Below are 21835 nucleotides of genomic sequence, written 5' to 3' on the forward strand. Positions count from 1 at the left end.
TCTCGGCTGTTTTGGCGTCGTTGCTGGTGACTAACACGGCTTTCGCAGTCGATGGTAGCGCGCCCGCGGTTGACGCGGCCTGCGGCGATTGGAACCGGCGCGCCGGTTGCGACGGCCGCCAGTTAACCAGACGTTAGGGTTAACAGTCTATTGCTGGCGCGCTCGGCTCGATCCATTTGCCCGATTTCGTGAGTCACAGTGCCATGCGTCGACAGTCCATTTTGACCCGGCATCTCGCTTCCGCAGCCCTCGTGGCGGTTCTCGCCGCCGGGCTTGGCGGTTGCCAGACCATGTCCGACGTCACCGGATCGATCGCGTCCCGGTCCGACCCGGCGTCCGACGATCCGCGCCGCAATCTCGAAGTCTATGGCGAGCGCTATCGCAAGAATCCCAAGGATGTCGACGCCGCGATCGCTTACGGCCAGGCGTTGCGCATGACCGGACAGCGTTCGCAGGCCTGCGCCGTGCTGGAGCAGGCCACGCTCGCCACCCCCGGCAACAAGCCGCTGCTCGCCGCCTATGGCCGCGCGCTCGCCGACAATGGCAATTCGCAGGCCGCATTCGACGTGCTCAGCCGCGCGCACAGTCCGGACAATCCAGACTGGCGGATCCTGTCGGTACAAGGCACCACGCTCGACAAGCTGAATCGGCACGAGGAAGCGCGGCGCTATTACGCCAGCGCCCTTCGACTGGCCCCGGACGAGCCGTCGGTGCTGTCCAATCTCGGCCTGTCCTACATGCTGACCAAGGAATTGCCGAAGGCGGAAGAGACGCTGCGCCAGGCCTATGCCAGCGCCCGCGCCGACACCCGCATCCGGCAGAACCTTGCGCTCGTCGTCGGCCTGCAGGGCCGCTTCGCGGAGGCCGAGACCATCGTCAAGGCCGACCTGCCGGCGGACGAGGCGGCGGCCAATGTCGCCTATCTCCGCGACATGCTGAACCGCAAGGACGGTCCGCGGATTTCCTCGCGCGCCGCACCGGTTGTCGCCAAGGACGATTAAGCCAACACGGCAACTTACCAACGTCCCTTGAAAAGGGGAGGTCGCTTTGCTCGTGGAGCAAAGCGGGCGATCATCTCCCTCCGCGAGCAGCCCTGCAGAGGGAAGGGGAAGAACCGTAGCCCGGCGCAGCGCAATCCGGGGCGCCGTAACCGCGGATCGTCCTGTCCCGGATTTACGCTTCATCCGGGCTGCGGACTTTCAAGGGGAAGGAGAAGGCAGCCGGCGCGGCTCAATGCATCGTGGCGATCTTGATGTAGGACGGTCCGAGGATCACGATGAACAGGCAGGGCAGGAAGAACAGGATCATCGGCACGGTCAGCTTGGGCGGCAGCGCCGCCGCCTTTTTCTCGGCTTCGTTCATGCGCATGTCGCGATTCTCCTGCGCCATCACGCGCAGGCTCTGGCCGAGCGGCGTGCCGTAGCGTTCGGATTGCTGCAACGCCATGCACACCGATTTCACGCCTTCGAGTCCGGTGCGGCGCGCCAGGTTCTCGTAGGCGGACTTGCGGTCCTGCAAATAGGACAGCTCCGCGGTCGTCAGCGCGAACTCCTCCGACAGCGCGATCGACTGTCCGGCGATCTCGTTGGCAACCTTTCGGAACGCAACCTCCACCGACATGCCCGACTCGATGCAGATCAGCAGCAGGTCGAGCGAATCGGGAAAGGCGCGCTTGATCTGGAGCTGGCGCTTGGAGATCGCGTTCTTCAGGAACAGCATCGGCGCCTGGAGGCCGGCATAGGCCGCGCCGACGCAAATGCCGATCTTGAGCGTGAGCGACCAGGCCGCGCCCGCGATGAAGAACGTATAGACGATGGCGCCGAGCAGCAGCACGATCGGGGTCACCGCGCGGGCGAACAGGAAGGTGACGTAGGGGGCGTGGCCGCGATAGCCCGCCATCACGAGCTTCTCGAGCGCCGCTTCCTGCGCGAGCCATTTCGTGAGGTTGAGATCGTCCACCACCCGGGAGACGACCTGCTTCGGGGTCTGCCGCAGCGCGACCTTCTCCGTCTTGGCGAGACGATCGCGCTCACGCTGCCGCAGACGCTCGCGCTCGCTGGCGACGGCCTTCATGCGCTTGTTGAGATCGCCGCCGGCGAGCAACGGCATCACCAGCGTGTAGACCGTCGCGCTTGCCGCGATGAAGGCAAGCAGCATGGTCATGAACCTGACGTCGTGGAGCTTGGCGACCAGAATATCAATCATGCTGCACCGTCAGAAATCGAAGTTGATCATCTTCTTCATCACCAGCACGCCGCAGGTCATCCAGAGGGCGCAGCCGACCAGCATGAGCTGGCCCATCGAGTTGGTCCACAGCAGGGCGATGTAGTCCGGCGTCGTGAGGAACACGAGGATCATCACGATCGGCGGCAGCGAGCCGATGATGGCGGCGGAAGCCTTCGCTTCCATCGACATCGCCTGGATCTTCTCGGCCATCTTCTTGCGGTCGCGCAGCACCCGCGACAGGTTGCCGAGAGCTTCCGACAGATTGCCGCCGGACTTCTGCTGGATCGCGATCACAATACCGAAGAAGTTCGCCTCCGGCAGCGGCATGCGTTCGTACAGCCGGGCGCAGGCCTCGCCGAGCGGCATGCCGATTGCCTGGGTCTCGATGATCGCAAGAAACTCGCTGCGCAGCGGCTCAGGCGCATCGTTGACGACGGCCTTGAGCGACTCGAACAGCGGCAGGCCGGCCTTGATGCCGCGGACGATGACGTCGACGGCGTCGGGCAGCGCCTTCAGAAAGGCCTTTTCCCGCCGCTTCTTCAGGAAGCCGAGCAGCCAGCGCGGCAGGCCGAGGCCCATGGCAAAGCCGATGCCCGCGGCGCCCAGCAGTCCTCCGCCGGCCATGAAGGCCGCGCCGAACCCGAACAGGCCGAGGGCGCCGGAGATCATCCAGAACTTCTGCTCGGACCACTCCAGTCCGGCCTGCGAGATGCGCATGCCGAGCGGGATTTTCTTGTCCTTCTGCCGACGCGCCTCGAGCTCCTTCAGCGATCCTTCGACCTGCTCGCGGCGGGAGCGCTGGGTGCGTTCGGTGGTTCGCGTGGTCGACGGTTCGCTGCGCGCCACCGATGCGCGGCGCGACTCGGCCTTCTTTTCCCCCGAAAGGTAGGGATAGAGGAAGACCCAGGCGATGCCGCCCACGGTGGTGGCGGCGAGGAAGGCGAGGGCAAGGGTTTGCGTCTGCATCCTGCGTTCCTCTAGACCGGCGCCGGCGAGTCGGAGGCGTCCAGCGCCGCCGCAAGCCGCTTCTCTTCATTGTAATAGCGCGCGCGCTCCCAGAAGCGCGGCCGGCCGATGCCGGTCGAGCGGTGCTTGCCGATGATCTTGCCGTTGGCATCTTCCCCGATCACGTCGTAGAGGAAGATATCCTGGGTGATGATGGTGTCACCTTCCATGCCCATCACCTCGGTGATGTGGGTGATGCGGCGCGAACCGTCGCGCAGGCGGGCGGCCTGCACGATGATGTCGACCGAGGCGCAGATCATCTCGCGAATGGTGCGCGAGGGAAGCGAGAAGCCGCCCATGGTGATCATGGATTCGCAGCGCGACAGCGCTTCGCGGGGATTGTTGGCGTGCAGCGTGCCCATCGAGCCGTCGTGGCCGGTGTTCATCGCCTGCAACAGGTCGAACGCCTCGGGGCCGCGGACTTCGCCGACGATGATGCGCTCCGGACGCATACGCAGGCAGTTGCGGACCAGTTCGCGCATCGTGACCTGGCCCTCGCCCTCGATGTTCGGCGGCCGGGTTTCCAGCCGCACCACATGCGGCTGCTGCAGCTGAAGTTCGGCGGCGTCTTCGCAGGTGATGATGCGCTCGTCGTGCTCGATATAGTTGGTCAGGCAGTTCAGCAGCGTGGTTTTGCCCGAGCCGGTGCCGCCCGAGATGATCACGTTGCAGCGGACACGGCCGATGATCTGCAGGATGGTCGCCCCTTCCGGCGTGATCGCGCCGAACTTGACGAGCTGCTCCAGCGTCAGCTTGTCCTTCTTGAATTTGCGGATGGTGAGCGCGGGCCCGTCGATCGCCAGCGGCGGCACGATGGCGTTGACGCGCGAGCCGTCGGCGAGGCGGGCGTCGCAGATCGGCGAGGATTCGTCGACGCGCCGGCCGACCTGGCTGACGATGCGCTGGCAGATGTTGAGCAGCTGCTGGTTGTCGCGAAAGCGGATGCCGGTGCGCTGGATCTTGCCGGCGACTTCGATGAACACGGTGCCCGCGCCGTTGACCATGATGTCGGCGATGTCGTCGCGCGACAATAGCGGCTCCAGCGGTCCGTAGCCGAGCACGTCGTTGCAGATGTCGTCGAGCAACTCTTCCTGCTCGGCGATCGACATCACGATGTTCTTGATCGCGATGATCTCGTTGACAATGTCGCGGATTTCCTCGCGCGCCGACTCGCTGTCCAGCTTGGCGAGCTGGGCAAGGTCGATCGCCTCGATCAGGGCGCCGAAGATCGTCGCCTTGACCTGGTAGTAGTTGTCCGAGCGGCGGGCTTCGACCACGGGAGCAGGCGGCGGCTTGGCCGGCGCCAGCGGCGGCGACGAGATCGTCGGGGCGGCGGACTCGCGCGCCATCGGCGACGAGCCGGCAGGCTCCGGCGTCTGAAAGGCAGGCTTAGGTGCCCGCAGGTCCCCCTCGTTTCCGCTACGCTTACCAAACACGACGTCTTGACTCCACGCGGACCACTATTTGGACCGCAGCTTTTCGAGCAGGGGCGACAGGAAAGACCCCCTCGGCTTCTTGGTCTCGCCGCGGCCTGTCAGCCGCTGCGCCATCTGTAGAAACATCTCGACTGCGCGGTGATTGGCGGAGATTTCGGCGATCATCTGGCCGTTGTTGGCAGCCGAACCGAAGATCTGCGGATCGAACGGAATGGCGGCGATCGGCTGGCTTTCGATCGCCTTGGCGAATTCGCCCGCCGCGATCTCCGGACGCTTCGGCACGCCGACCTGGTTCAGGCAGTACAGCGGCGCGCGGTCGTTCGGCCGCGACGCCTTCAAGAGGTCGAACATGTTCTTGGCGTTGCGCAGATTGGCGAGGTCGGGCGCCGCCACGATCAGGATGTCGTCGGCCGCGATCAGCGCGCGCTTGGTCCAGCCGGACCACTGGTGCGGTACGTCGAGCACGATGCACGGCATCGTGGTGCGCAACGTGTCGAAGATCGCATCGAACGCTTCGGCGCCGAAATCGTAGACCTTGTCGAGCGTCGCCGGTGCCGCCAGCAGGCTCAGATGGTCGGTGCATTTCGACAGCAGGCGGTCGACGAAGGCGGTATCGACGCGGTCCGGCGAGAACACCGCATCCGCAATGCCTTGCGCCGGATCCTGGTTGTAGTCGAGGCCGGCCGTGCCGAATGCAAGATCGAGATCGGCGACCACGGAATCGAGCGCCAGATCGCGGGCGATCGCCCAGGCAACATTGTGGGCGATCGTCGAGGCGCCGACGCCGCCCTTCGCGCCGACGACGGCGACGACGCGGCCGACCGCCTTGGCTTCCGGCGCCGAGAACAGGTTGCAGACCGCGCGCACCACGTCGATCGCATGTGCCGGCGCGATCACGTAGTCGCTGACGCCGCGCCGCACCAGCTCGCGATACAGCGTGACGTCGTTGACCCGGCCGATCACGACCACCCGGGTGCCGGCGTCGCATACCGTGGCGAGCTGGTCGAGCCCGCCCAGAATGTCGCTGCGGCCCTCGGTCTCGAGGATGATGACGTTGGGCGTCGGCGCCGAGCGGTAGGCCTCGATGGCAGCCGCCATGCCGCCCATCTGGATCTTGAGGTGGGCCTTGGCCAACCGGCGATCCTCGCCCGCCGACTGTACGGCGGCAGCGGTCTCGACCGTCTCGCAGAACGCCTGGACCGAGACCCGTGGCGCCGGAGCAATATGGTCGTCCACGGCCTGCGGCGGGACGTCCGTCTGCTCTTCGGAGTTTTGCTGCGCGTAGGTGATCATTTTCCTGTGTCGCTTAGCTTGGCCCTGTCGGACTCGGGATACGTCGTGGCGGTGGTGCTGCCCTTGCGATACTTGTCGAAGGCGATGTTGCGGCGCGACGTGTAGGCAGGGGTCTCCGCGCGCGGCTGCACGAGGTCAGTCGGGTCTTCGACCATGGCTGCGAGGTTGCGCTGATTGGCGCAGCCGAAATTGTAGTATTGCTTGTTCTGGATGTAGGATCCGTTGTGCATCGACGGGCCGAGATCCTCCGGCCAGAGGCCGCACGGCCCGGCCTCCGCTTTCATCTTTGGATAGTTCACGCGGATCGCAGGCATCAGGCGCGGATTCTCGGGATGGTATTTGCGCACGAGGATCCCGCGCGGCGGCACGCCGGCGGCGGCGAAGGTCGCCTGGATCTCGCGCAGCGATTCCTGCGCGGGCCGGGCATTCGGCGTGTCGGCGGGAACGTCGATGGTAACGGCGCCGGTGCCCTCGCGCATCCAGTCCTGCGCCATTCCCATCACCTCGGCGCGCTGCTCCGCGGTCAGGCCGCCGCGGCTGCGGCCGACGAAGACCACGATCGAGCGATCGGCCTCGGTCACCGCGATCGGGTGACGCAGGCGATAGTCGGCCGGCGAGTCCACCATCGCGAAACTGTTGTCGGCGGCGTGCTGGCAGGCGCCGAGCGCCATGGCAAGAACGACGAGCACGCCGGCGACACCGGCGGTGCGCTTGTAATCGGCGGATGGTCTGGGTGTGGTCTGTGTCATCGTCCGCCTCAGTCGGTAATGAAGCCGTAGGTGCCGCGGTAATTCCGCGCCGGCTCGGTGCGGCCGGGCACGCCGTAAATGCGATTGAGGCTGCCGAGCAGGTCGGCCTGTGGGTCGGATGCGTTGGCGAAGCCGTCATCCGGGCGCGACAAATCCTTTTGCGCCACGGCGCGAACCACATAGGGCGTCACCAGAACCATCAGTTCGGTCTGGTTGTTGACGAAGTCGCGGCTGCGGAACAGCGTGCCGAGCACCGGCAGGGACGCCAGCCCGGGAAGGCCGTTGATCGCCTGCTTGGTCTGATCCTGGATCAGGCCGGCCATGGCCATCGAGCCGCCCGAAGGAATTTCCAGCGTGGTCTCGGCGCGGCGGGTCTTGATCGAAGGGATCGTCGTTCCACCCGCGCCGCCGGTCAGCGCGTTCTCGGTCGAGACTTCCGACACTTCCGTCATCACGCGCAGGCTGATGCGCCCTTCGGTCAGCACCACCGGCGTGAAGTTGAGCGAAATGCCGAATTTCTTGAAGCTGACGGTCTGGACGCAATTCCCGATCGCGCCCGTCGTCGAGGTCTGGCAGGTCACGCCGGTCGGAATTGGAAACTCGCCGCCCGAGATGAAGGTGGCCGATTCGCCCGAGATTGCGGTCAGGTTCGGTTCGGCGAGGGTCCGCACGACACCGGCGCTTTCCATGGCGCGGATCGTTGCCGACACTGACGATCCGAACGACGTGGTCAGATTGTTGCCGGACACCAGCGGCGAGCTGTTCGCGGTGAACGGGTTGCTGTTGGCGAATTTCACCACGGTCGTGCCGTAGTTGAGGTTCGCGGTGAGGTCGATGCCGAGCTGCTTGATCAGGCTGCGCGCGACTTCGGCAACCGTGACCTTCAGCATCACCTGGTCGCGGCCGCGAACCGTGATCGAGTTCACGACCTTGTCGGGGCTGCCGACCAGCCGCGTGGCGATATCGCCGGCCTGCTGTGCTTCGATCGGGCTCGCAGCGCTCCCGCTCAGCATCACGCCGTCGCCGACGCCCTCGATCTGGATATCGGAATTCGGCAGTGCCGCACGCAGCGCGGCGCGCACGCCGTTGAGATCGCGCTTGACCGCGATGTCATAGGCCGCGATCTGCTGGCCGGCGGCGTCGAAGAACACGATGTTGGTCTGGCCGACCGTCGCGCCGATGATGTAGGCGCGTTGCGCCGAGCGCACCACGGCGTTGGCGATTTTGGGATCGGCGACCAACACGTCCTTGATGTCCCGGGGCAGATCGATCACGATCGACTTGCCGACGCCGAGCGAGAGGAACCGGGCATTCATCTGGCCGCCATCGGCCGATGCGGCAGCGGCAGGCGCGGCGCGATAATCGCTCGCCACCACCGGTGTCAGCGCCGGGTTGAGCGTGAGCGCCGCGACGGCCGAGAACGACAATGCGCGGACCATGAAGGCCCGCATCGTCCGTTGAGTTGCCCCGCCCTTCATCACGTGTGTCCTCATGGTCACTTCTGCATCGTCGCCTGGTTGGCAACGCCAAAGCGGATGACGTTGATCGTGTCACCGCGCCTCTGGCGGCTGTCGTCGATCTTGGTTTCGGGCGCGTTGTTGTCGGCGATGCTGCGCAGCGCCAGCGACAGGACGCCGCTCTGGCGCGCGCGCGCCAGCGTCTCGGTCTGTTCGGGCTTCAGCTCCAGCGTCACCGTCTTGCCGATCAGTGCGTTGGTGCCGTCCTTTTCCTTCGGTGCCTGGTCGATCGCGAGCACGCGGATGTTGGTCAGGATCACTTCGGAGTTGACGATGTCGGCGCCGTTGCGATCCGGATTCTTGTCCCGCTTCGACAGCAGGACGTCGACCCGGTCATTCGGCAGGATGAAGCCGCCGGCGCCAGTCTCGGGTGAGATTTCGGTCGATACCGCCCGCATGCCGGTCGGCAGGATCGCGGCCATGAAGCCGCTGCCGTCGGCCTTGACGAGCTTCTGCTCGCGAATCGGTTCGCCCTGGATGAACGGGGCGCGCGCAATCGAACCGGTCACGTCCTTGATCGCTTCGGCGTTGCTGTCCCTGCGCATGAAGCTGGCGCTGGCGGTTGCCGCCGGCCAGGTCTGCCATTGCAAGTCTTCGGGCTTCACGGCCTGGCCGAGGCCGATGTCGGTCTTCGCGACCAGGATGTCGACGGTGGGCAGCTGCGCGACAGGTGGGGGCGGCGCCGGCCTGTCGTCGCTTCCGCTCGCCAAATAGAGCGCCGCGAGGCCGGCGCAGCCTGCGATTGCGAGGACCAGAATGCGGGCCTTATCCATTACGCTTCACTTTCCACATGACGCCGCGACGCTGCCGCCGCCGTGATGGGAGTTGACCAGCTATTCGTCAAAGCATGGTTAATGAGGCGTATCTAAATCGCCTTAACGGGCGGTTACCGCTGCTTTGTCAGCGCATCGCCAGGTGCGCGAGATCGATCGTCTTGATCCAGTCCGTCTCGGGATAGATCAGCAGGGCGCCGAGGGCGAGTGCGATGCCGTAGGGAATTCCGGTCTGCTTGTCGTGCAGGCGGCTGAGCCAGGCCTGGTTCGCGAGCGCATAGGGCAGCGGCCATTGCCGGAGCTGCAGCAGCAGCAGCGTCAGCGCGCCGCCGAACAGCGACGCGAAGACCAGATAGGGGAGCAGATGCTCGAAACCGAACCACAGGCCGGCCGCGGCGGCGACCTTGGCATCTCCGCCGCCGACCCAGCCCATCGCAAACATGCCGAATGCCACCGCCAGAACCAGCGCGCCCGCGCCGGCATGGTCGAGCATCTCGTGGATGCCCATCCCGGTCAGCGGCGCCAGGATGAAGAACCCGGCCACCAGCGCCAGCGAGATCCGGTTCGGGATCGTCATGGTCAAGAGATCGCTCGCCGCCGCAAAGGCCATCAGGGCCGGGAACAGCATCAAGCGTGCGATGTCGAGGATCATGGATTCATGCCGTCAAGCTGGAGCTGCGGTCGAGACCCGACGCTAGCGGCCAATGGTGAACAATCGGGAAAAGCCGCCGCGGCCGCCATCAAGGCGCCGACCGCCTGTCCGCCAAATAGCAAAGGTCCCGGGGCTGCCGGGACCTTTGATGCGAGTTCGTTCGAACCGGCTTACTTCAGCGAGTTGGAGACCGTGTTGAAGGTGGTCGAGAGCTTGGAGCCGACGCCGTTGACAGCCGCGATGATCGCGATGGCGATACCGGTGGCGATCAGGCCGTATTCGATGGCAGTCGCGCCCGACTCATCCTTCACGAAGCGCGAGACGAGGTTCTTCATAAGTAACTCCTGTGTACACGTGGCTGGTCGAACTAGGTTTGGTCTCGCCGGCGTTCTCAGCACCGTGACCATTGCGGCACCCTACGGTTCGACAATTTCGGCGCAGTTAATTTGATCGCATAAACACAGCGGGAACCCGCAGTTGTTGAGCACAGTAAATTTGGCCTTAAGCGGCCCGTTAAGATTGCAGATTGTTGCAGGGGCCCGCTGCTATCGGCACCCGTTCACGGGTCCTTAAGCGCACATCTATACGCATGGGGCTTCCGTCAAAACGAGGCCGTCATGCCCACCCTTCCCTTTGAAGTCATCGAGATGATCGGCCAGACGATGATGAAGGTGGTGCCGATCACCATCGCGCTGGCGCTGTTCTTCACGGTGCTCACTCATTTCTGGGCCTGCAATCCCGGCAAGCCATGGTGGCAAAAGCGTGAGCTGGTCACCGACATCTGCTACTGGTTCTTCGTGCCGGCATTCGCCCGCGTGCTGCGGATCGGGCTCCTGGTGGTTGGCGCAGCCGTGGTGTTCAACGTTCACGAAGCCGACGATCTGATCGCATTCTACGAGAACGGACACGGCCCGCTGGCGCAGCTTCCGCTCTGGCTGCAGTCCATCATCTTCCTGGTCGCCTCCGATTTCATGCTGTACTGGCTGCATCGGATGTTCCATGGCGGCGGCTTCTGGAAATATCACGCCATTCATCACTCCTCCGAGGATCTTGAATGGATCTCGGCGGCACGCTTCCATCCGGTCAATCTTCTGATCGGCACGATCACCGTCGATGTGATCCTGCTGATGGCGGGCATCTCGCCGAACATCATGCTGTGGGTGGGGCCGTTCACCACATTCCACTCGGCATTCGTGCACGCCAACCTGAACTGGACGCTCGGCCCGTTCAAATACGTGATCGCGACACCGGTGTTTCACCGCTGGCATCACACCGGGCTCGAGGAAGGCGGCGACACCAATTTCGCAGGCACGTTTCCGCTCTGGGATATTCTGTTCGGTACGTTCCGGATGCCCGAAGGCAAGCTTCCGGAAGATTATGGCGTCGATGCCGAACAGGGCGTGCCGTCCGAGATCGGCGGACAGTTGGCCTATCCGTTCCGGCAATGACGCCGCCAGCCGGCCGGTGCCATCATGAGCGCTGAGACGGCGACCTTCCCGCGCGCGAAAGTCTCCGCTTTCGCCGAGCTCCCGGCCTGGTTCTGGATGGCGTGCGGCGTCTATGCGCTGCTGCTGTTCGTCGGCAACAGGCTGCTCGCCGATTCCGACACCTACTGGCAGATTGCCGTCGGCCGCTGGATCCTCGACCATCGCACGCTGCCGTCTATCGACATCTATTCGTTCACCAAGGCCGGTGAGCCGTGGGTGTCGTCGTCCTGGTTGGCGCAGGTTCTGTTCGCGAAGGCCTATGACCTCGCCGGATGGACCGGCCCGGTGGCGCTGGCCGCCGCCTGCGCCGCTGCCAGCTTCGCGCTGCTCACCGCCATCCTCAGCCGCGCGCTACCGACGGTCTACGCGAGCCTGATTGCGCTAGCGGCGCTGGTTCTGATCTGCGGGCACCTGCTGGCCCGTCCGCATGTGCTGGCGATGCCCATCATGGTCGTCTGGGCGAACGGCCTGATGACCGCCAGCGAACGCCGCGAGGCGCCTTCATTCTGGCTGCTGCCGCTGATCGCGCTGTGGGCCAATCTGCACGGCGGCTTTCTATTTGGCGTGGTACTGGCCGGCGCATTCGCGCTCGATGCGATGTGGAATGCCTTGCCGGCCCAGAAGCCGGCGCTGGCGCTGCGCTGGGCGGCGTTCGGCATCGGCGCGCTCGCTGCGTGCTGCGCGACCCCCTATGGCTGGGGCTCGATCCTCGCCTCGCTCAGGATTCTCGGCCTCGGCGAATTGTTGCACCTGATCACAGAGTGGAAGCCGGCGACATTCGGCGAGATCGAGCCGTTCGGACTATCGATCCTGGGCCTGCTCGGCGCTGCGCTCTATTACGGGGCGAGGTTGCCGCTGCCGCGAATCATCCTGGTGCTGGGCTTGCTGCACATGGCGCTGTCCCATGTCAGAAATCTCGAGCTGCTTGCCCTGCTGCTGCCGCTGGCCGTGCTGACGCCGGTCGCCACCCAGTTCGGGCTGCGCGCCGCCAGCGCGGTCCGCCCGAGGGTTGCTCCGGCCGCAATCCTTGTCGTCGGGCTTTGCGCGTGGACCGCAGTCGTTGCCGCGCGTCAGGTCATATCGCCACCGCCGATCTATTCGCCGGCCGCCGCCGTTGACGCGATGAAGGCGCACGACGTCAAGCGCGTGCTCAACGATCTGCAGTTCGGCGGCTACCTGATCTGGCGTCAGATGCCGGTGTTCATCGACGGGCGTGCCGAACTCTACGGCGAGGCGTTCGGCATGAGCTTGGTTCGCGCGGTTCAGCTCAAGGACGTCAACGGCTTCCTCAGTCTGCTCGCAACACATGATATCGATGCGGTGATGCTCGATCCAACCACGCCGGCGTCCAAATTGCTGGATCACATCGCAGGATGGCAGCGCCTCTACGCCGATGACCGCGTGGTCGTCCACGTCCGCGCCGCCGGCTGAAACCGCCGCAGGCGCTCGCCACCCAGTGGCTGGACGACGGGAAACGGCGGCCGGATGGTCCCGCGCGAGGCATCGGAGGGTTAGCCGATCGGCTCGGGAAGTCGCGACATCCGCGCAATTCGGCGATTGATCTTTGCTCTTCCTAAATGAATTGCCGTCAGATTTGCCAGCGTCGGGCGCCGGTCCGCAGCGTATCGCCTTTGCCGGCCTGTTAACGTCCCGGGGTAGAGTATGTCGTTTCAGTCCCAGCGTATTCGCGCCGTCATGCGCATTGGTTTCATCTCGATGGCCGCAGCCTTGCTGCTGGGGCCTGCACTCGCAACGGCAGCGCCGGATCCCGACCGGATCGCGGTCAATGTCGATCAGGCCAAGCTCGTCAAGCTGCCCGGCGGCATTGCCACGATCGTGGTCGGCAATCCCCTGATCGCCGACGTCACCCTGCAGAATGGCGGGGTTGTCGTGGTGACCGGCAAGGGTTATGGCGCGACCAATTTCATCGCACTCGACCGCTCCGGCCAGGTGCTGGTGGATCGCCAGATCCAGGTCGAAGGTCCGAGCGATCAGCTCGTCACCGTCTATCGCGGCATCGATCGCGAGACCTATAGCTGCATGCCGGTTTGTCAGCGTCGCATCACGCTCGGCGACGGCGACACCTATTTCAAGGCGACCATGGATCAGGCCGGTACGCTCAACAATCAGGCCTCCGGCTCGGGCGGCGCGAAGCCGCAGAACTGACGCGCGTCCGCTCCGGGCGCCTCACACGCCGCCGTCCTGGCCGATCGCAGGCCGCTCGCCCGACGTGCTTAACAAAGGCCTACCGGATTGGGTCGCTCTGTCTCGATTCGGCGAAATACTTCAACAATGACTCTTCGGTAGTTGTTGCCGTCACATTGATCCGGGGTCGTTGATGCTGCTGCCCGCTCATCCTCTTGCACGCCTGCTCCGTCGCTTTCGCCGAGACCGCCGCGGTGCGACCGTGGTCGAATTCGCGATGGTCGCGCCGCTGTTTTTCGCGCTGCTTTTTGCGATCATCGAAGTGGCAATGATCTTCTTCGCCAGCCAGGTGCTTGAGACGGCGACGCAGGATTCCGCGCGGATGGTCATGACCGGTCAGGCGCAGGGCGCGAATTACAGCCAGCAGGATTTCAAGAAATTCGTCTGTGGCGCGGTCAGCCAGGCGTTGTTCGATTGCAACAACGGCATCTACGTCGACGTGCGGAGTTATCCTGCGACGAGTTTTTCGACCGTCAACCTGGTGCCCATCATCGACCCCACCCAGGTGAAATGGTGTCCCGGCAAGGACGGTGACGTCGTCGTGGTCCGGCTGTTCTATCAGTGGCCGCTGTTCGTCACTAAGCTCTTCAGCTCTACCGCCCTCGCCAACGGCAAGCGGCTGCTGATCGCGACCGCAACGTTCAAGAACGAGCCCTCCGGAACCGCCGGCACGACATGCTCATGAGCAAAGTCATGAAAACCCCGCCCGCGGCGTTGCTGCGCTTTGTCGTCGCTCTCGGGCGTGATCGCCGGGGCCTCGCCGCCGTCGAGTTCGCTTTCATCATGCCGCTGATGCTGGTGCTGTTCTTCGGCACCGTGGAGTTCTCATCCGGTGTCGCGGTCGATCGCAAGGTTACGCTGATGGCGCGCGCCGCGTCGGACCTGACATCGCAGGCGACGCAGGTGGTGGATGCCGACCTCCAGAACTTCTTCAGCGCCAGCGTCGGCATCATGACGCCCTACGATCCGTCGCCGACCAGGGTCACGTTGTCGGAAATCTACGTCGACAAATCCAACATCGCGCGGATCCAGTGGAGCAAGGCGGGGGTGATGAGCGCGGGCGCCACGCAGGCTACCGTGGTAGCCTCAAGCCGCAGTCAGGGCGACATCGTGACAAGCATCGTTCCGTCGGCGCTGCTGGTTTCGGGCACCTATCTGATCTTCAGCGAAGTCAGCTACAAATACGTTCCGACGGTCGGCTATGTGATGGCCAAGGCCGGCATTAATCTCAGCGACGTTGCCTTCACGCGGCCGCGGCAGTCGGTTTGCGTGTTCTACGCGCCGACCTCCGCCACCATGCCGACGACCTGTTCGACCTACTAAGGCATGATCCGGAAAAGTGCGAAGCGGTTTTCCGAAAAGATCGCTCAAACAAGGAGCTCAAGCGCGAAGGTGCTTCAACCTGATCTCATCGCGCTTTAGGATCACAGAGCGCGATCCAGACAAAAAGGGCCGCACCCGAAGGTGCGGCCCTTGATGCTTTGACGACAATTTCCTGGAGCTTCGCGCTCCGGGAAATCGGCTTATCCAGCGGCGCGCAGATTGTCGGCCGAGGATTTGCCGGAACGGCGGTCAGCAACGATCTCGTAGGAGATCTTCTGGCCCTCACGCAGAGTGCCAAGGCCGGCGCGCTCGACTGCACTGATGTGCACGAACACGTCGTTCCCGCCTTCATCCGGCTGGATGAAGCCGTAGCCCTTGGTCGCGTTAAACCACTTCACGGTTCCCATGCTCACGTGGGTAGTCCCTTCTCAGATATACAAGTTCAAGACCCGCTGGTCGGCGGGGTGGTGAGATCGAATTTTTGGAAGGGTCGTCAGCGTCTGAACCGGCTGTACCGGTATTGGCTAATGTCGTCCGGCCGAAAATCGATGGGTAGGATATTATTCGATAGAAGGGCTCAAAACAATCCTGACGTGCGCGATTTTTTGGCCGGCGCAGCCGCCGGCCAACTGTTGCGCAGGACATCGGGACGTCATGCGCGCGACGGTTGCAATGTCCAGCCTATCGGCGACGGAACTGGCCGCCGCGCTGCGCACCGCCCCGCGGCGGACCGCCGGGTGCGCCACTCGGACGTTCGTCCTTGTGCCGAAAAATCAGGCGGCCTTTTTCGAGATCGTAGGGCGACATTTCGATCGTGACACGGTCGCCGGCCAGCGTCTTGATGCGGTTTTTCTTCATCTTGCCGGCGGTGTAGGCGACGATCTCGTGTCCGGCATCGAGTTGCACCCGGTAACGAGCGTCGGGGAGGATTTCGGTCACCAGTCCTTCGAACTGGATCAGCTCTTCCTTAGCCATATGGTTCTCCAGATCGAGCGACGGCTAGTGCTTCGGTCGGTTGTTGCGGTTGTGTTGCGGATTCGGCCGGCTCTCGCGATGCAAGAAGGCGACGCCCTGGATGCCTTCGCTGTTTCCGGCCTGCGACGGACGCGGCGACTCGCCCCGGCTCGTCTGCGGCGCGCCATTATTACCACCCCGACGGCGGCGGCGGCGAGGCCCTTTTGCACCTGGAGCGGCCTCATTCCCACGGACATTATGCGCGCGTGGCGCAGAGCGGCCGCCCCGGTGGGGGTGGGTCGCCGATGCGGGCGCCGCGGCCTCGCGGCTGCCGGCGGAGCCGCCTTGTGTGCGGCGGTCTTCCCGCGGCACGGTAATCCGGATCAGCCGCTCGATATCGCGCAGATAGCCCATCTCCTCGGCACCCGCGATCAGCGAGATCGCGACCCCGTCGGCGCCGGCACGCGCGGTGCGGCCGATGCGGTGGACGTAGGTTTCCGGGATGTTGGGCAGGTCAAAGTTCACGACGTGGCTGACGCCGTCGACGTCGATGCCACGGGCGGCGATATCGGTCGCCACCAGCGTGCGGATCTCGCCGGAACGGAATGCCGCCAATGTCCGCTCGCGGTGGTTCTGCGACTTGTTGCCGTGGATCGCATTGGCCTCGATGCCCGCCTTGGCAAGGCTCTTCACCACCTTGTCGGCGCCGTGTTTGGTGCGGGTAAACACCAGGGCACGATTGACCGGCTCCTGTTTCAGAAGCTGGGCGAGAACCGCCGGCTTGGCCGCGAAATCGACCTGGATCGCGCGCTGGGCGATGCGATCCACCGTCGAGGCCACCGGCGTCACCGCCACGCGGGCCGGGTCGCGCAGCATCGCCTCGGCGAGCTCGGCGATGTCCTTGGGCATGGTGGCCGAGAAGAACAGCGTCTGCCGGCGGATCGGCAGCTTGGCGACGATTTTGCGGATGTCGTTGATGAAGCCCATGTCGAGCATGCGGTCGGCTTCATCGAGCACCAGGAACTCGACCTGGTTGAGCTTCAGCCCGTTGCTCTGCACGAGATCGAGTAAGCGGCCGGGCGTGGCGACCAGCACCTCGACGCCCTGCATCAGCGAACGGACCTGGCGGCCCATCGGCACGCCGCCGATGGCGAGCGTCGAGGACAGCCGGATGTGGCGGCCATAGGTGTTGAAGCTGTCGAGGATCTGCCCGGACAGTTCGCGGGTCGGCGACAGCACCAGCACCCGGCAGCTCTTGGGCTGCGGGCGGACGCGGTTCTCGAGCAGACGGTGCAGGATCGGCAGCGCGAAGGACGCGGTCTTGCCGGTTCCGGTCTGGGCAATGCCGACGACGTCGCGGCCGGCGAGTGCGAGCGGGATGGTCTGGGCTTGGATGGGGGTCGGCGTGAGATAATTTTCTTCTCGAAGCGCGCGGGCGATGGGATCGGCGAGGCCGAAATCCTGAAAGGAGGTCAAAAGGTGGTTCTTTCCATAAAAGCCGTCATCGTCCCGGCCCATCTCGGCCGGAATCGCATGAAGGCATTCGGGGACACCCGCGTGTCTGGGGCGTCGAGCTTGGTTAGCTGAAAGGCGAGCCAGAAGCCGCTTGGGGCAGCTTGAACACGCAGCTCGCGAAGGCACCGCGATGTCGCGGGCATGCCGAGGATATGGACCAGGAACTGGGCGGTTTCAAGATGATATCGCCGAGTTTGGTGCGCCGAATGCGCCGAACCATCGCGCAAACTGTCACAAATCGCTGCCGGAAATTTAGCCAAGAGGCCAATTTTGCCTATAAAATAACCTGATTGCTCTTTCGGCGGTCAAGTTGATGGCTCAATGATTGGGCGGTCGCCCTCCGTATTTGCCCGGAACCTGCGAAATTATCCAGCCCGTTCATCGGCTTACGGTGCCCACGCACCGTGGCATAGTTCTTGCGATTCCCTTAACCGCAGGCGGCCAAGCGGCCGTTCGCAGCGTTCACGCCTGCGTCAGGGAGACGACATTTCATGCTTACTCAGCTTACTCACAAAATAACGACGATGACCCGCCGCCGCGCGCTCGCGGCGACGGCCGGCCTGGTTTTGGGCCTGGCTGCGTCCTCGCCGTTCGCGCCCGCACAAGCGGCCGATGACACCATCAAGGTTGGCATCCTGCACTCGCTGTCGGGCACCATGGCCATCAGCGAGACCACGCTGAAGGACACAATCCTTTTCCTGATCGACGAGCAGAACAAGAAGGGCGGCGTGCTCGGCAAGAAGCTCGAGGCCGTCGTCGTCGACCCCGCATCGAACTGGCCGCTGTTCGCCGAAAAGGCCCGCGAGCTGATCACCAAGGACAAGGTTGCGGTCGTGTTCGGCTGCTGGACCTCGGTGTCGCGCAAGTCCGTGCTGCCGGTGTTCAAGGAGCTCAACAACATCCTGTTCTATCCGGTGCAGTATGAGGGCGAGGAGTCCGAGCGCAACGTGTTCTACACGGGCGCAGCGCCGAACCAACAGGCGATCCCCGCCGTCGACTATCTGATGAAGGAAGAGAAGGTGAAGCGCTGGGTGCTGGCCGGCACCGACTACGTCTATCCGCGCACCACCAACAAGATCCTGGAAGCCTATCTGAAGTCGAAGGGCGTCGCCCAGGACGACATCATGATCAACTACACGCCGTTCGGTCACTCCGACTGGCAGACGATCGTGGCCGACATCAAGAAGTTCGGCTCCGCTGGCAAGAAGACCGCCGTGGTCTCCACGATCAATGGCGACGCCAACGTTCCGTTCTACAAGGAGCTCGGCAACCAGGGCATCAAGGCGACCGATATTCCGGTGGTCGCGTTCTCGGTCGGCGAAGAAGAGCTCGCCGGCATCGACACTAAGCCGCTGCTCGGCCATCTCGCCGCCTGGAACTACTTCGAATCGATCAAGACCCCGGCGAACGAGAAGTTCATCAAGGAGTGGCAGGCCTACACCAAGAATCCGAAGCGCGTGACCAACGATCCGATGGAAGCGCACTACATCGGCTTCAACATGTGGGTGAAGGCTGTCGAGAAGGTGAAGTCGACCGATCCGGACAAGGTGATCGACGCGCTTCCGGGCACCGAGGCGCCGAACCTGACCGGCGGCACCTCGAAGATGCTGCCGAACCACCACATCACCAAGCCGGTGTTCATCGGCGAGATCAAGGGCAACGGCCAGTTCGACGTGGTCTGGAAGACCCCGGGCCTGGTGGCCGGCGACGCCTGGTCGAAGGAGCTCGAGGGCTCCAAGGACCTGATCGGCGATTGGGTCGGCAAGAAGTGCGGCAACTACAACACCAAGACCAACAAGTGCGGCGGCCAGGGCTCCTGATGGGGCGCGCCTGACTCAACAACGACACAACACAACCTTCCAACACCGGAGAAGGCGGCATGCTCGCCGCCTTCTCCTCCACTCCTGCCGGGGTACTGACGTGTTTGCTATTTGTATTGATCGCTTTCGCACTCTGTTTCTCTCGATCCTGCTGCTGAGCTGCGTTGCTGTGCCGGCGCTGGCCGGCCCGTTCGAGGATTCGGTCGCCAAATTCGCCAATGACGAGTTCTCCGACACGGAGGCTGCGATCGGCGAGGTTGCTGCATCGGGCAATGCGCTCGCCTCGCCCATCATCAGCGCGCTGCAGGACGGCCGGTTGTCGGCCGATCCCGACAGCAAGAAGGTCTTCATCACCCAGGCCGATGGCAAGATCGTCGACGCCGCAACCGGCGCGGCCGTCGACAAGCTGCCCGACAATGCCGCCGCGGTTCGTCTCAACAACCGCCTGCGCCGCACCGTGGAGGCCGCGCTCGGCGGCCTGACGCTGCTGTCGCCGGATCCGGCCAAGCGCCTCGCCGCGGCGCAATCGGTGTTCAAGAGCCACGAGGAGAATCTGCTGCCGACCGTGGAGGGCGCGCTCGCCAAGGAGAGCGTCAAGTCGATCAAGCAGGCCTTCGCCGAGGCGCGCGCCGCCATCATCCTGTTCAAGTCGGATGCATCGGAGAGTGACAAGCTCGACGCCGTCGCCGTGGTCAAGGCGCGCGGCGACCAGGAGGCGCTGGCGCTGCTCACCGGGCTCGGCGACCAGCCGCCGGTAGTTGCGAAGGCCGCGGCAGCCGCGGTGACATCGATCCAGAGCAATCTCGCGATGTGGTCGATGGTGCAGAACGCCTGGTACGGCCTGTCGCTCGGCTCGGTGCTGCTGCTCGCCGCGATCGGACTTGCCATCACCTTCGGCGTGATGGGCGTCATCAACATGGCGCATGGCGAGATGGTGATGCTAGGCGCCTACACCACCTTCGTGGTGCAGGAGGTGATCCGCACCCGTTATCCCGCGCTGTTCGACTATTCGCTGCTGATCGCGGTGCCGCTCGCCTTCCTGGTCGCGGGGTTCATCGGCGTCCTGATTGAGCGCACCATCATCCGCTTCCTCTACGGCCGTCCGCTGGAGACGCTGCTCGCGACCTGGGGCCTGTCGCTGGTGCTGCAGCAGGCCGTGCGCACCGCGTTCGGCCCGACCAACCGCGAGGTCGGCAATCCGTCCTGGATGAGCGGCGCCTTCGAGCTCGGCCAGATCACCATCACCTATAACCGGCTCTGGATTCTCTGCTTCACGCTCGCGGTGTTCGCCATCCTGCTGGCGATGCTGCGCTACACCGCGCTCGGGCTCGAGATGCGCGCGGTGACGCAGAATCGCCGCATGGCGGCCTCGATGGGGATCGCCACCTCGCGCGTGGACGCGCGCTGACCTTCGGCCTCGGCTCGGGGATCGCGGGCATCGCCGGCGTGGCGTTGTCGCAGATCGACAATGTCAGTCCGAATCTCGGCCAGAGCTACATCATCGACAGTTTCATGGTCGTGGTGTTCGGCGGCGTCGGCAATCTCTGGGGCACGCTGGTTGGCGCGTTCACGCTCGGCATCGCCAACAAGTTCCTCGAGCCGGCGGCGGGCGCCGTGCTCGGCAAGATCGCGATCCTGGTGCTGATCATCCTGTTCATCCAGAAGCGGCCGCGCGGCCTGTTCGCGCTCAAGGGCCGGGCGGTGGAAGCATGACGCCGCATATCCTGACCCGTTCGCTCGATCGCGCCGCGACCGCGTTCGTCCTGATCGTCGCCGCGGTCGGCGTGCTGATCCCGCTGTCGAACCTGCTGCTGCCGCAGGGATCGATGTTCCAGGTGCCTACCTATCTGGTGGCGCTGTGGGGCAAATATGTCTGCTACGCCATCCTCGCGCTCGCGATCGATCTGATCTGGGGCTATTGCGGCATCCTTTCGCTCGGCCATGGCGCGTTCTTCGCGCTCGGCGGCTACGCCATGGGCATGTACCTGATGCGGCAGATCGGCAGCCGTGGCGTCTACGGCAACCCTGTTCTGCCCGACTTCATGGTGTTCCTGAACTGGGACAAGCTGCCCTGGTACTGGTACGGCTTCGATAAATTCTGGTTTGCTGCCTTGATGGTGCTGCTGGTGCCGGGCCTGCTCGCCTTCTGCTTCGGCTGGCTCGCCTTCCGTTCGCGCGTCACCGGCGTGTATCTGTCGATCATCACGCAGGCCATGACCTATGCGCTGCTGCTCGGCTTCTTCCGCAACGATTTCGGCTTCGGCGGCAACAACGGCCTGACCGATTTCAAGGACATCCTCGGCTTCAACGTGCAGGCCGAAGGCACCCGTGCCGTGCTGTTCCTGCTGAGCTGCCTGGCGCTGATCGTCGCCTTCCTGATCTGCCGCGCGATCGTGACCTCGAAGCTCGGCAAGGTCCTGATCGCGGTGCGCGACGCCGAAAGCCGTACCCGCTTCCTCGGCTATCGCGTCGAATCCTACAAGCTGTTCGTGTTCACGCTGTCGGCCTGCATGGCCGGTGTTGCCGGCGCGCTCTATGTGCCGCAGGTCGGCATCATCAACCCGAGCGAGTTCGCGCCCGGCAATTCGATCGAGGCGGTGATCTGGGTCGCTGTCGGCGGCCGCGGCACGCTGGTCGGCGCCGCGCTCGGCGCCGTCGTGGTCAACTACGCCAAGACGTTCTTCACCTCCGGGCCGCTGGCGCCGTACTGGCTGTTCATGCTGGGCGCGCTGTTCATCCTGGTCACTCTGCTGTTGCCCAAGGGCATCGTCGGCACCTTCAACAGCTGGTGGGAGCCGATCAGGGCAAGGCGCAACTCGCCCGATGCGGAGAGTGCGGCGCGCGAAGACGGCGTCGGCGCGCCGAACCCGGCGGAGTAGG

The 21835-nt window shown here is 64.4% G+C and carries 20 protein-coding genes and 1 pseudogene; 9 read left to right on the forward strand and 12 right to left on the reverse strand.

The window, feature by feature from the left end; translation table 11 throughout:
• Positions 1–203: 203 nt before the first annotated feature.
• Positions 204–1001: a tetratricopeptide repeat protein gene (locus ACVISU_RS25640; RefSeq protein WP_050402166.1), complete on the forward strand. Its 798-nt coding sequence runs from the start codon at positions 204–206 to the stop codon at positions 999–1001.
• 229 nt (positions 1002–1230) lie between these two features.
• Here ACVISU_RS25640 and ACVISU_RS25645 read toward each other — a convergent pair whose 3' ends face one another.
• From ACVISU_RS25645 to ACVISU_RS25685, 9 genes are all read right to left on the reverse strand, one after another.
• Positions 1231–2205, reverse strand: a complete 975-nt coding sequence (locus tag ACVISU_RS25645) for a type II secretion system F family protein (protein WP_050402165.1) — start codon at positions 2203–2205, stop codon at positions 1231–1233.
• A gap of 9 nt (positions 2206–2214) precedes the next feature.
• Positions 2215–3192: a type II secretion system F family protein gene (locus tag ACVISU_RS25650; RefSeq protein WP_050402164.1), complete on the reverse strand. Its 978-nt coding sequence runs from the start codon at positions 3190–3192 to the stop codon at positions 2215–2217.
• An 11-nt stretch (positions 3193–3203) separates the two neighbouring features.
• A complete protein-coding gene (locus ACVISU_RS25655; protein ID WP_063695273.1) occupies positions 3204–4667 on the reverse strand; it encodes a CpaF family protein in 1464 nt (487 codons plus the stop codon).
• Positions 4668–4691: 24 nt separating this feature from the next.
• Positions 4692–5960 (reverse strand): AAA family ATPase, encoded by a 1269-nt coding sequence (locus tag ACVISU_RS25660; protein ID WP_456708745.1) that lies wholly within the window; start codon positions 5958–5960, stop codon positions 4692–4694.
• Positions 5957–6709 carry a CpaD family pilus assembly protein gene (locus ACVISU_RS25665; protein WP_050405351.1) on the reverse strand — a complete coding sequence of 251 codons (753 nt, stop codon included), beginning with the start codon at positions 6707–6709 and terminating at the stop codon, positions 5957–5959. The genes ACVISU_RS25660 and ACVISU_RS25665 overlap by 4 nt, the downstream gene beginning before the upstream one ends.
• Positions 6710–6717: 8 nt before the next feature.
• Positions 6718–8202 carry a type II and III secretion system protein family protein gene (locus tag ACVISU_RS25670; protein ID WP_157113289.1) on the reverse strand — a complete coding sequence of 495 codons (1485 nt, stop codon included), beginning with the start codon at positions 8200–8202 and terminating at the stop codon, positions 6718–6720.
• Between the two features lie 2 nt (positions 8203–8204).
• A complete protein-coding gene (gene cpaB, locus ACVISU_RS25675) occupies positions 8205–8999 on the reverse strand; it encodes a Flp pilus assembly protein CpaB (RefSeq protein ID WP_050405353.1) in 795 nt (264 codons plus the stop codon).
• 127 nt (positions 9000–9126) lie between these two features.
• Positions 9127–9651, reverse strand: a complete 525-nt coding sequence (locus tag ACVISU_RS25680) for an A24 family peptidase (protein WP_050405354.1) — start codon at positions 9649–9651, stop codon at positions 9127–9129.
• A gap of 170 nt (positions 9652–9821) precedes the next feature.
• A complete protein-coding gene (locus tag ACVISU_RS25685; RefSeq protein ID WP_050405355.1) occupies positions 9822–9986 on the reverse strand; it encodes a Flp family type IVb pilin in 165 nt (54 codons plus the stop codon).
• A gap of 282 nt (positions 9987–10268) precedes the next feature.
• On the opposite strand from ACVISU_RS25685, the gene ACVISU_RS25690 reads away from it, so the two are divergent.
• From ACVISU_RS25690 to ACVISU_RS25710, 5 genes are all read left to right on the forward strand, one after another.
• Positions 10269–11099 carry a sterol desaturase family protein gene (locus tag ACVISU_RS25690; RefSeq protein ID WP_050405356.1) on the forward strand — a complete coding sequence of 277 codons (831 nt, stop codon included), beginning with the start codon at positions 10269–10271 and terminating at the stop codon, positions 11097–11099.
• A gap of 24 nt (positions 11100–11123) precedes the next feature.
• A complete protein-coding gene (locus tag ACVISU_RS25695) occupies positions 11124–12569 on the forward strand; it encodes a hypothetical protein (RefSeq protein ID WP_456708746.1) in 1446 nt (481 codons plus the stop codon).
• Between the two features lie 231 nt (positions 12570–12800).
• The gene (locus ACVISU_RS25700; RefSeq protein WP_063270689.1) at positions 12801–13304 is read left to right on the forward strand and encodes a pilus assembly protein N-terminal domain-containing protein; all 504 of its coding nucleotides are present in this window, start codon (positions 12801–12803) and stop codon (positions 13302–13304) included.
• A gap of 172 nt (positions 13305–13476) precedes the next feature.
• A complete protein-coding gene (locus ACVISU_RS25705; RefSeq protein WP_456708747.1) occupies positions 13477–14028 on the forward strand; it encodes a TadE family protein in 552 nt (183 codons plus the stop codon).
• Between the two features lie 8 nt (positions 14029–14036).
• On the forward strand, positions 14037–14666 hold the full coding sequence (locus ACVISU_RS25710; RefSeq protein ID WP_244521940.1) for a TadE/TadG family type IV pilus assembly protein: 630 nt from the start codon (positions 14037–14039) through the stop codon (positions 14664–14666).
• A gap of 200 nt (positions 14667–14866) precedes the next feature.
• On the opposite strand, the gene ACVISU_RS25715 is transcribed toward ACVISU_RS25710, so the two are convergent.
• The 3 genes from ACVISU_RS25715 to ACVISU_RS25725 all read right to left on the reverse strand — a co-directional run bounded on the left by ACVISU_RS25715 (position 14867) and on the right by ACVISU_RS25725 (position 17096).
• Positions 14867–15079 (reverse strand): cold-shock protein, encoded by a 213-nt coding sequence (locus tag ACVISU_RS25715; protein ID WP_016842648.1) that lies wholly within the window; start codon positions 15077–15079, stop codon positions 14867–14869.
• A 268-nt stretch (positions 15080–15347) separates the two neighbouring features.
• Positions 15348–15641, reverse strand: a complete 294-nt coding sequence (infA, locus tag ACVISU_RS25720) for a translation initiation factor IF-1 (RefSeq protein WP_016842649.1) — start codon at positions 15639–15641, stop codon at positions 15348–15350.
• A gap of 24 nt (positions 15642–15665) precedes the next feature.
• On the reverse strand, positions 15666–17096 hold the full coding sequence (locus ACVISU_RS25725) for a DEAD/DEAH box helicase (protein ID WP_456708748.1): 1431 nt from the start codon (positions 17094–17096) through the stop codon (positions 15666–15668).
• Positions 17097–17626: 530 nt separating this feature from the next.
• Between ACVISU_RS25725 and urtA the strand changes: the two genes are divergently transcribed.
• The 3 genes and pseudogenes from urtA (at position 17627) to urtC (ending at position 21834) form a co-directional block, all read left to right on the forward strand.
• Positions 17627–18955 carry an urea ABC transporter substrate-binding protein gene (gene urtA / locus ACVISU_RS25730; protein ID WP_050405361.1) on the forward strand — a complete coding sequence of 443 codons (1329 nt, stop codon included), beginning with the start codon at positions 17627–17629 and terminating at the stop codon, positions 18953–18955.
• Positions 18956–19070: 115 nt separating this feature from the next.
• A pseudogene (gene urtB, locus ACVISU_RS25735) lies at positions 19071–20668 on the forward strand (urea ABC transporter permease subunit UrtB).
• A complete protein-coding gene (gene urtC, locus ACVISU_RS25740; protein WP_050405362.1) occupies positions 20665–21834 on the forward strand; it encodes an urea ABC transporter permease subunit UrtC in 1170 nt (389 codons plus the stop codon). The pseudogene urtB and the gene urtC overlap by 4 nt, the downstream one beginning before the upstream one ends.
• The last annotated feature ends 1 nt before the right edge of the window (position 21835 follow it).

Source organism: Bradyrhizobium sp. USDA 4452 (assembly GCF_054063575.1).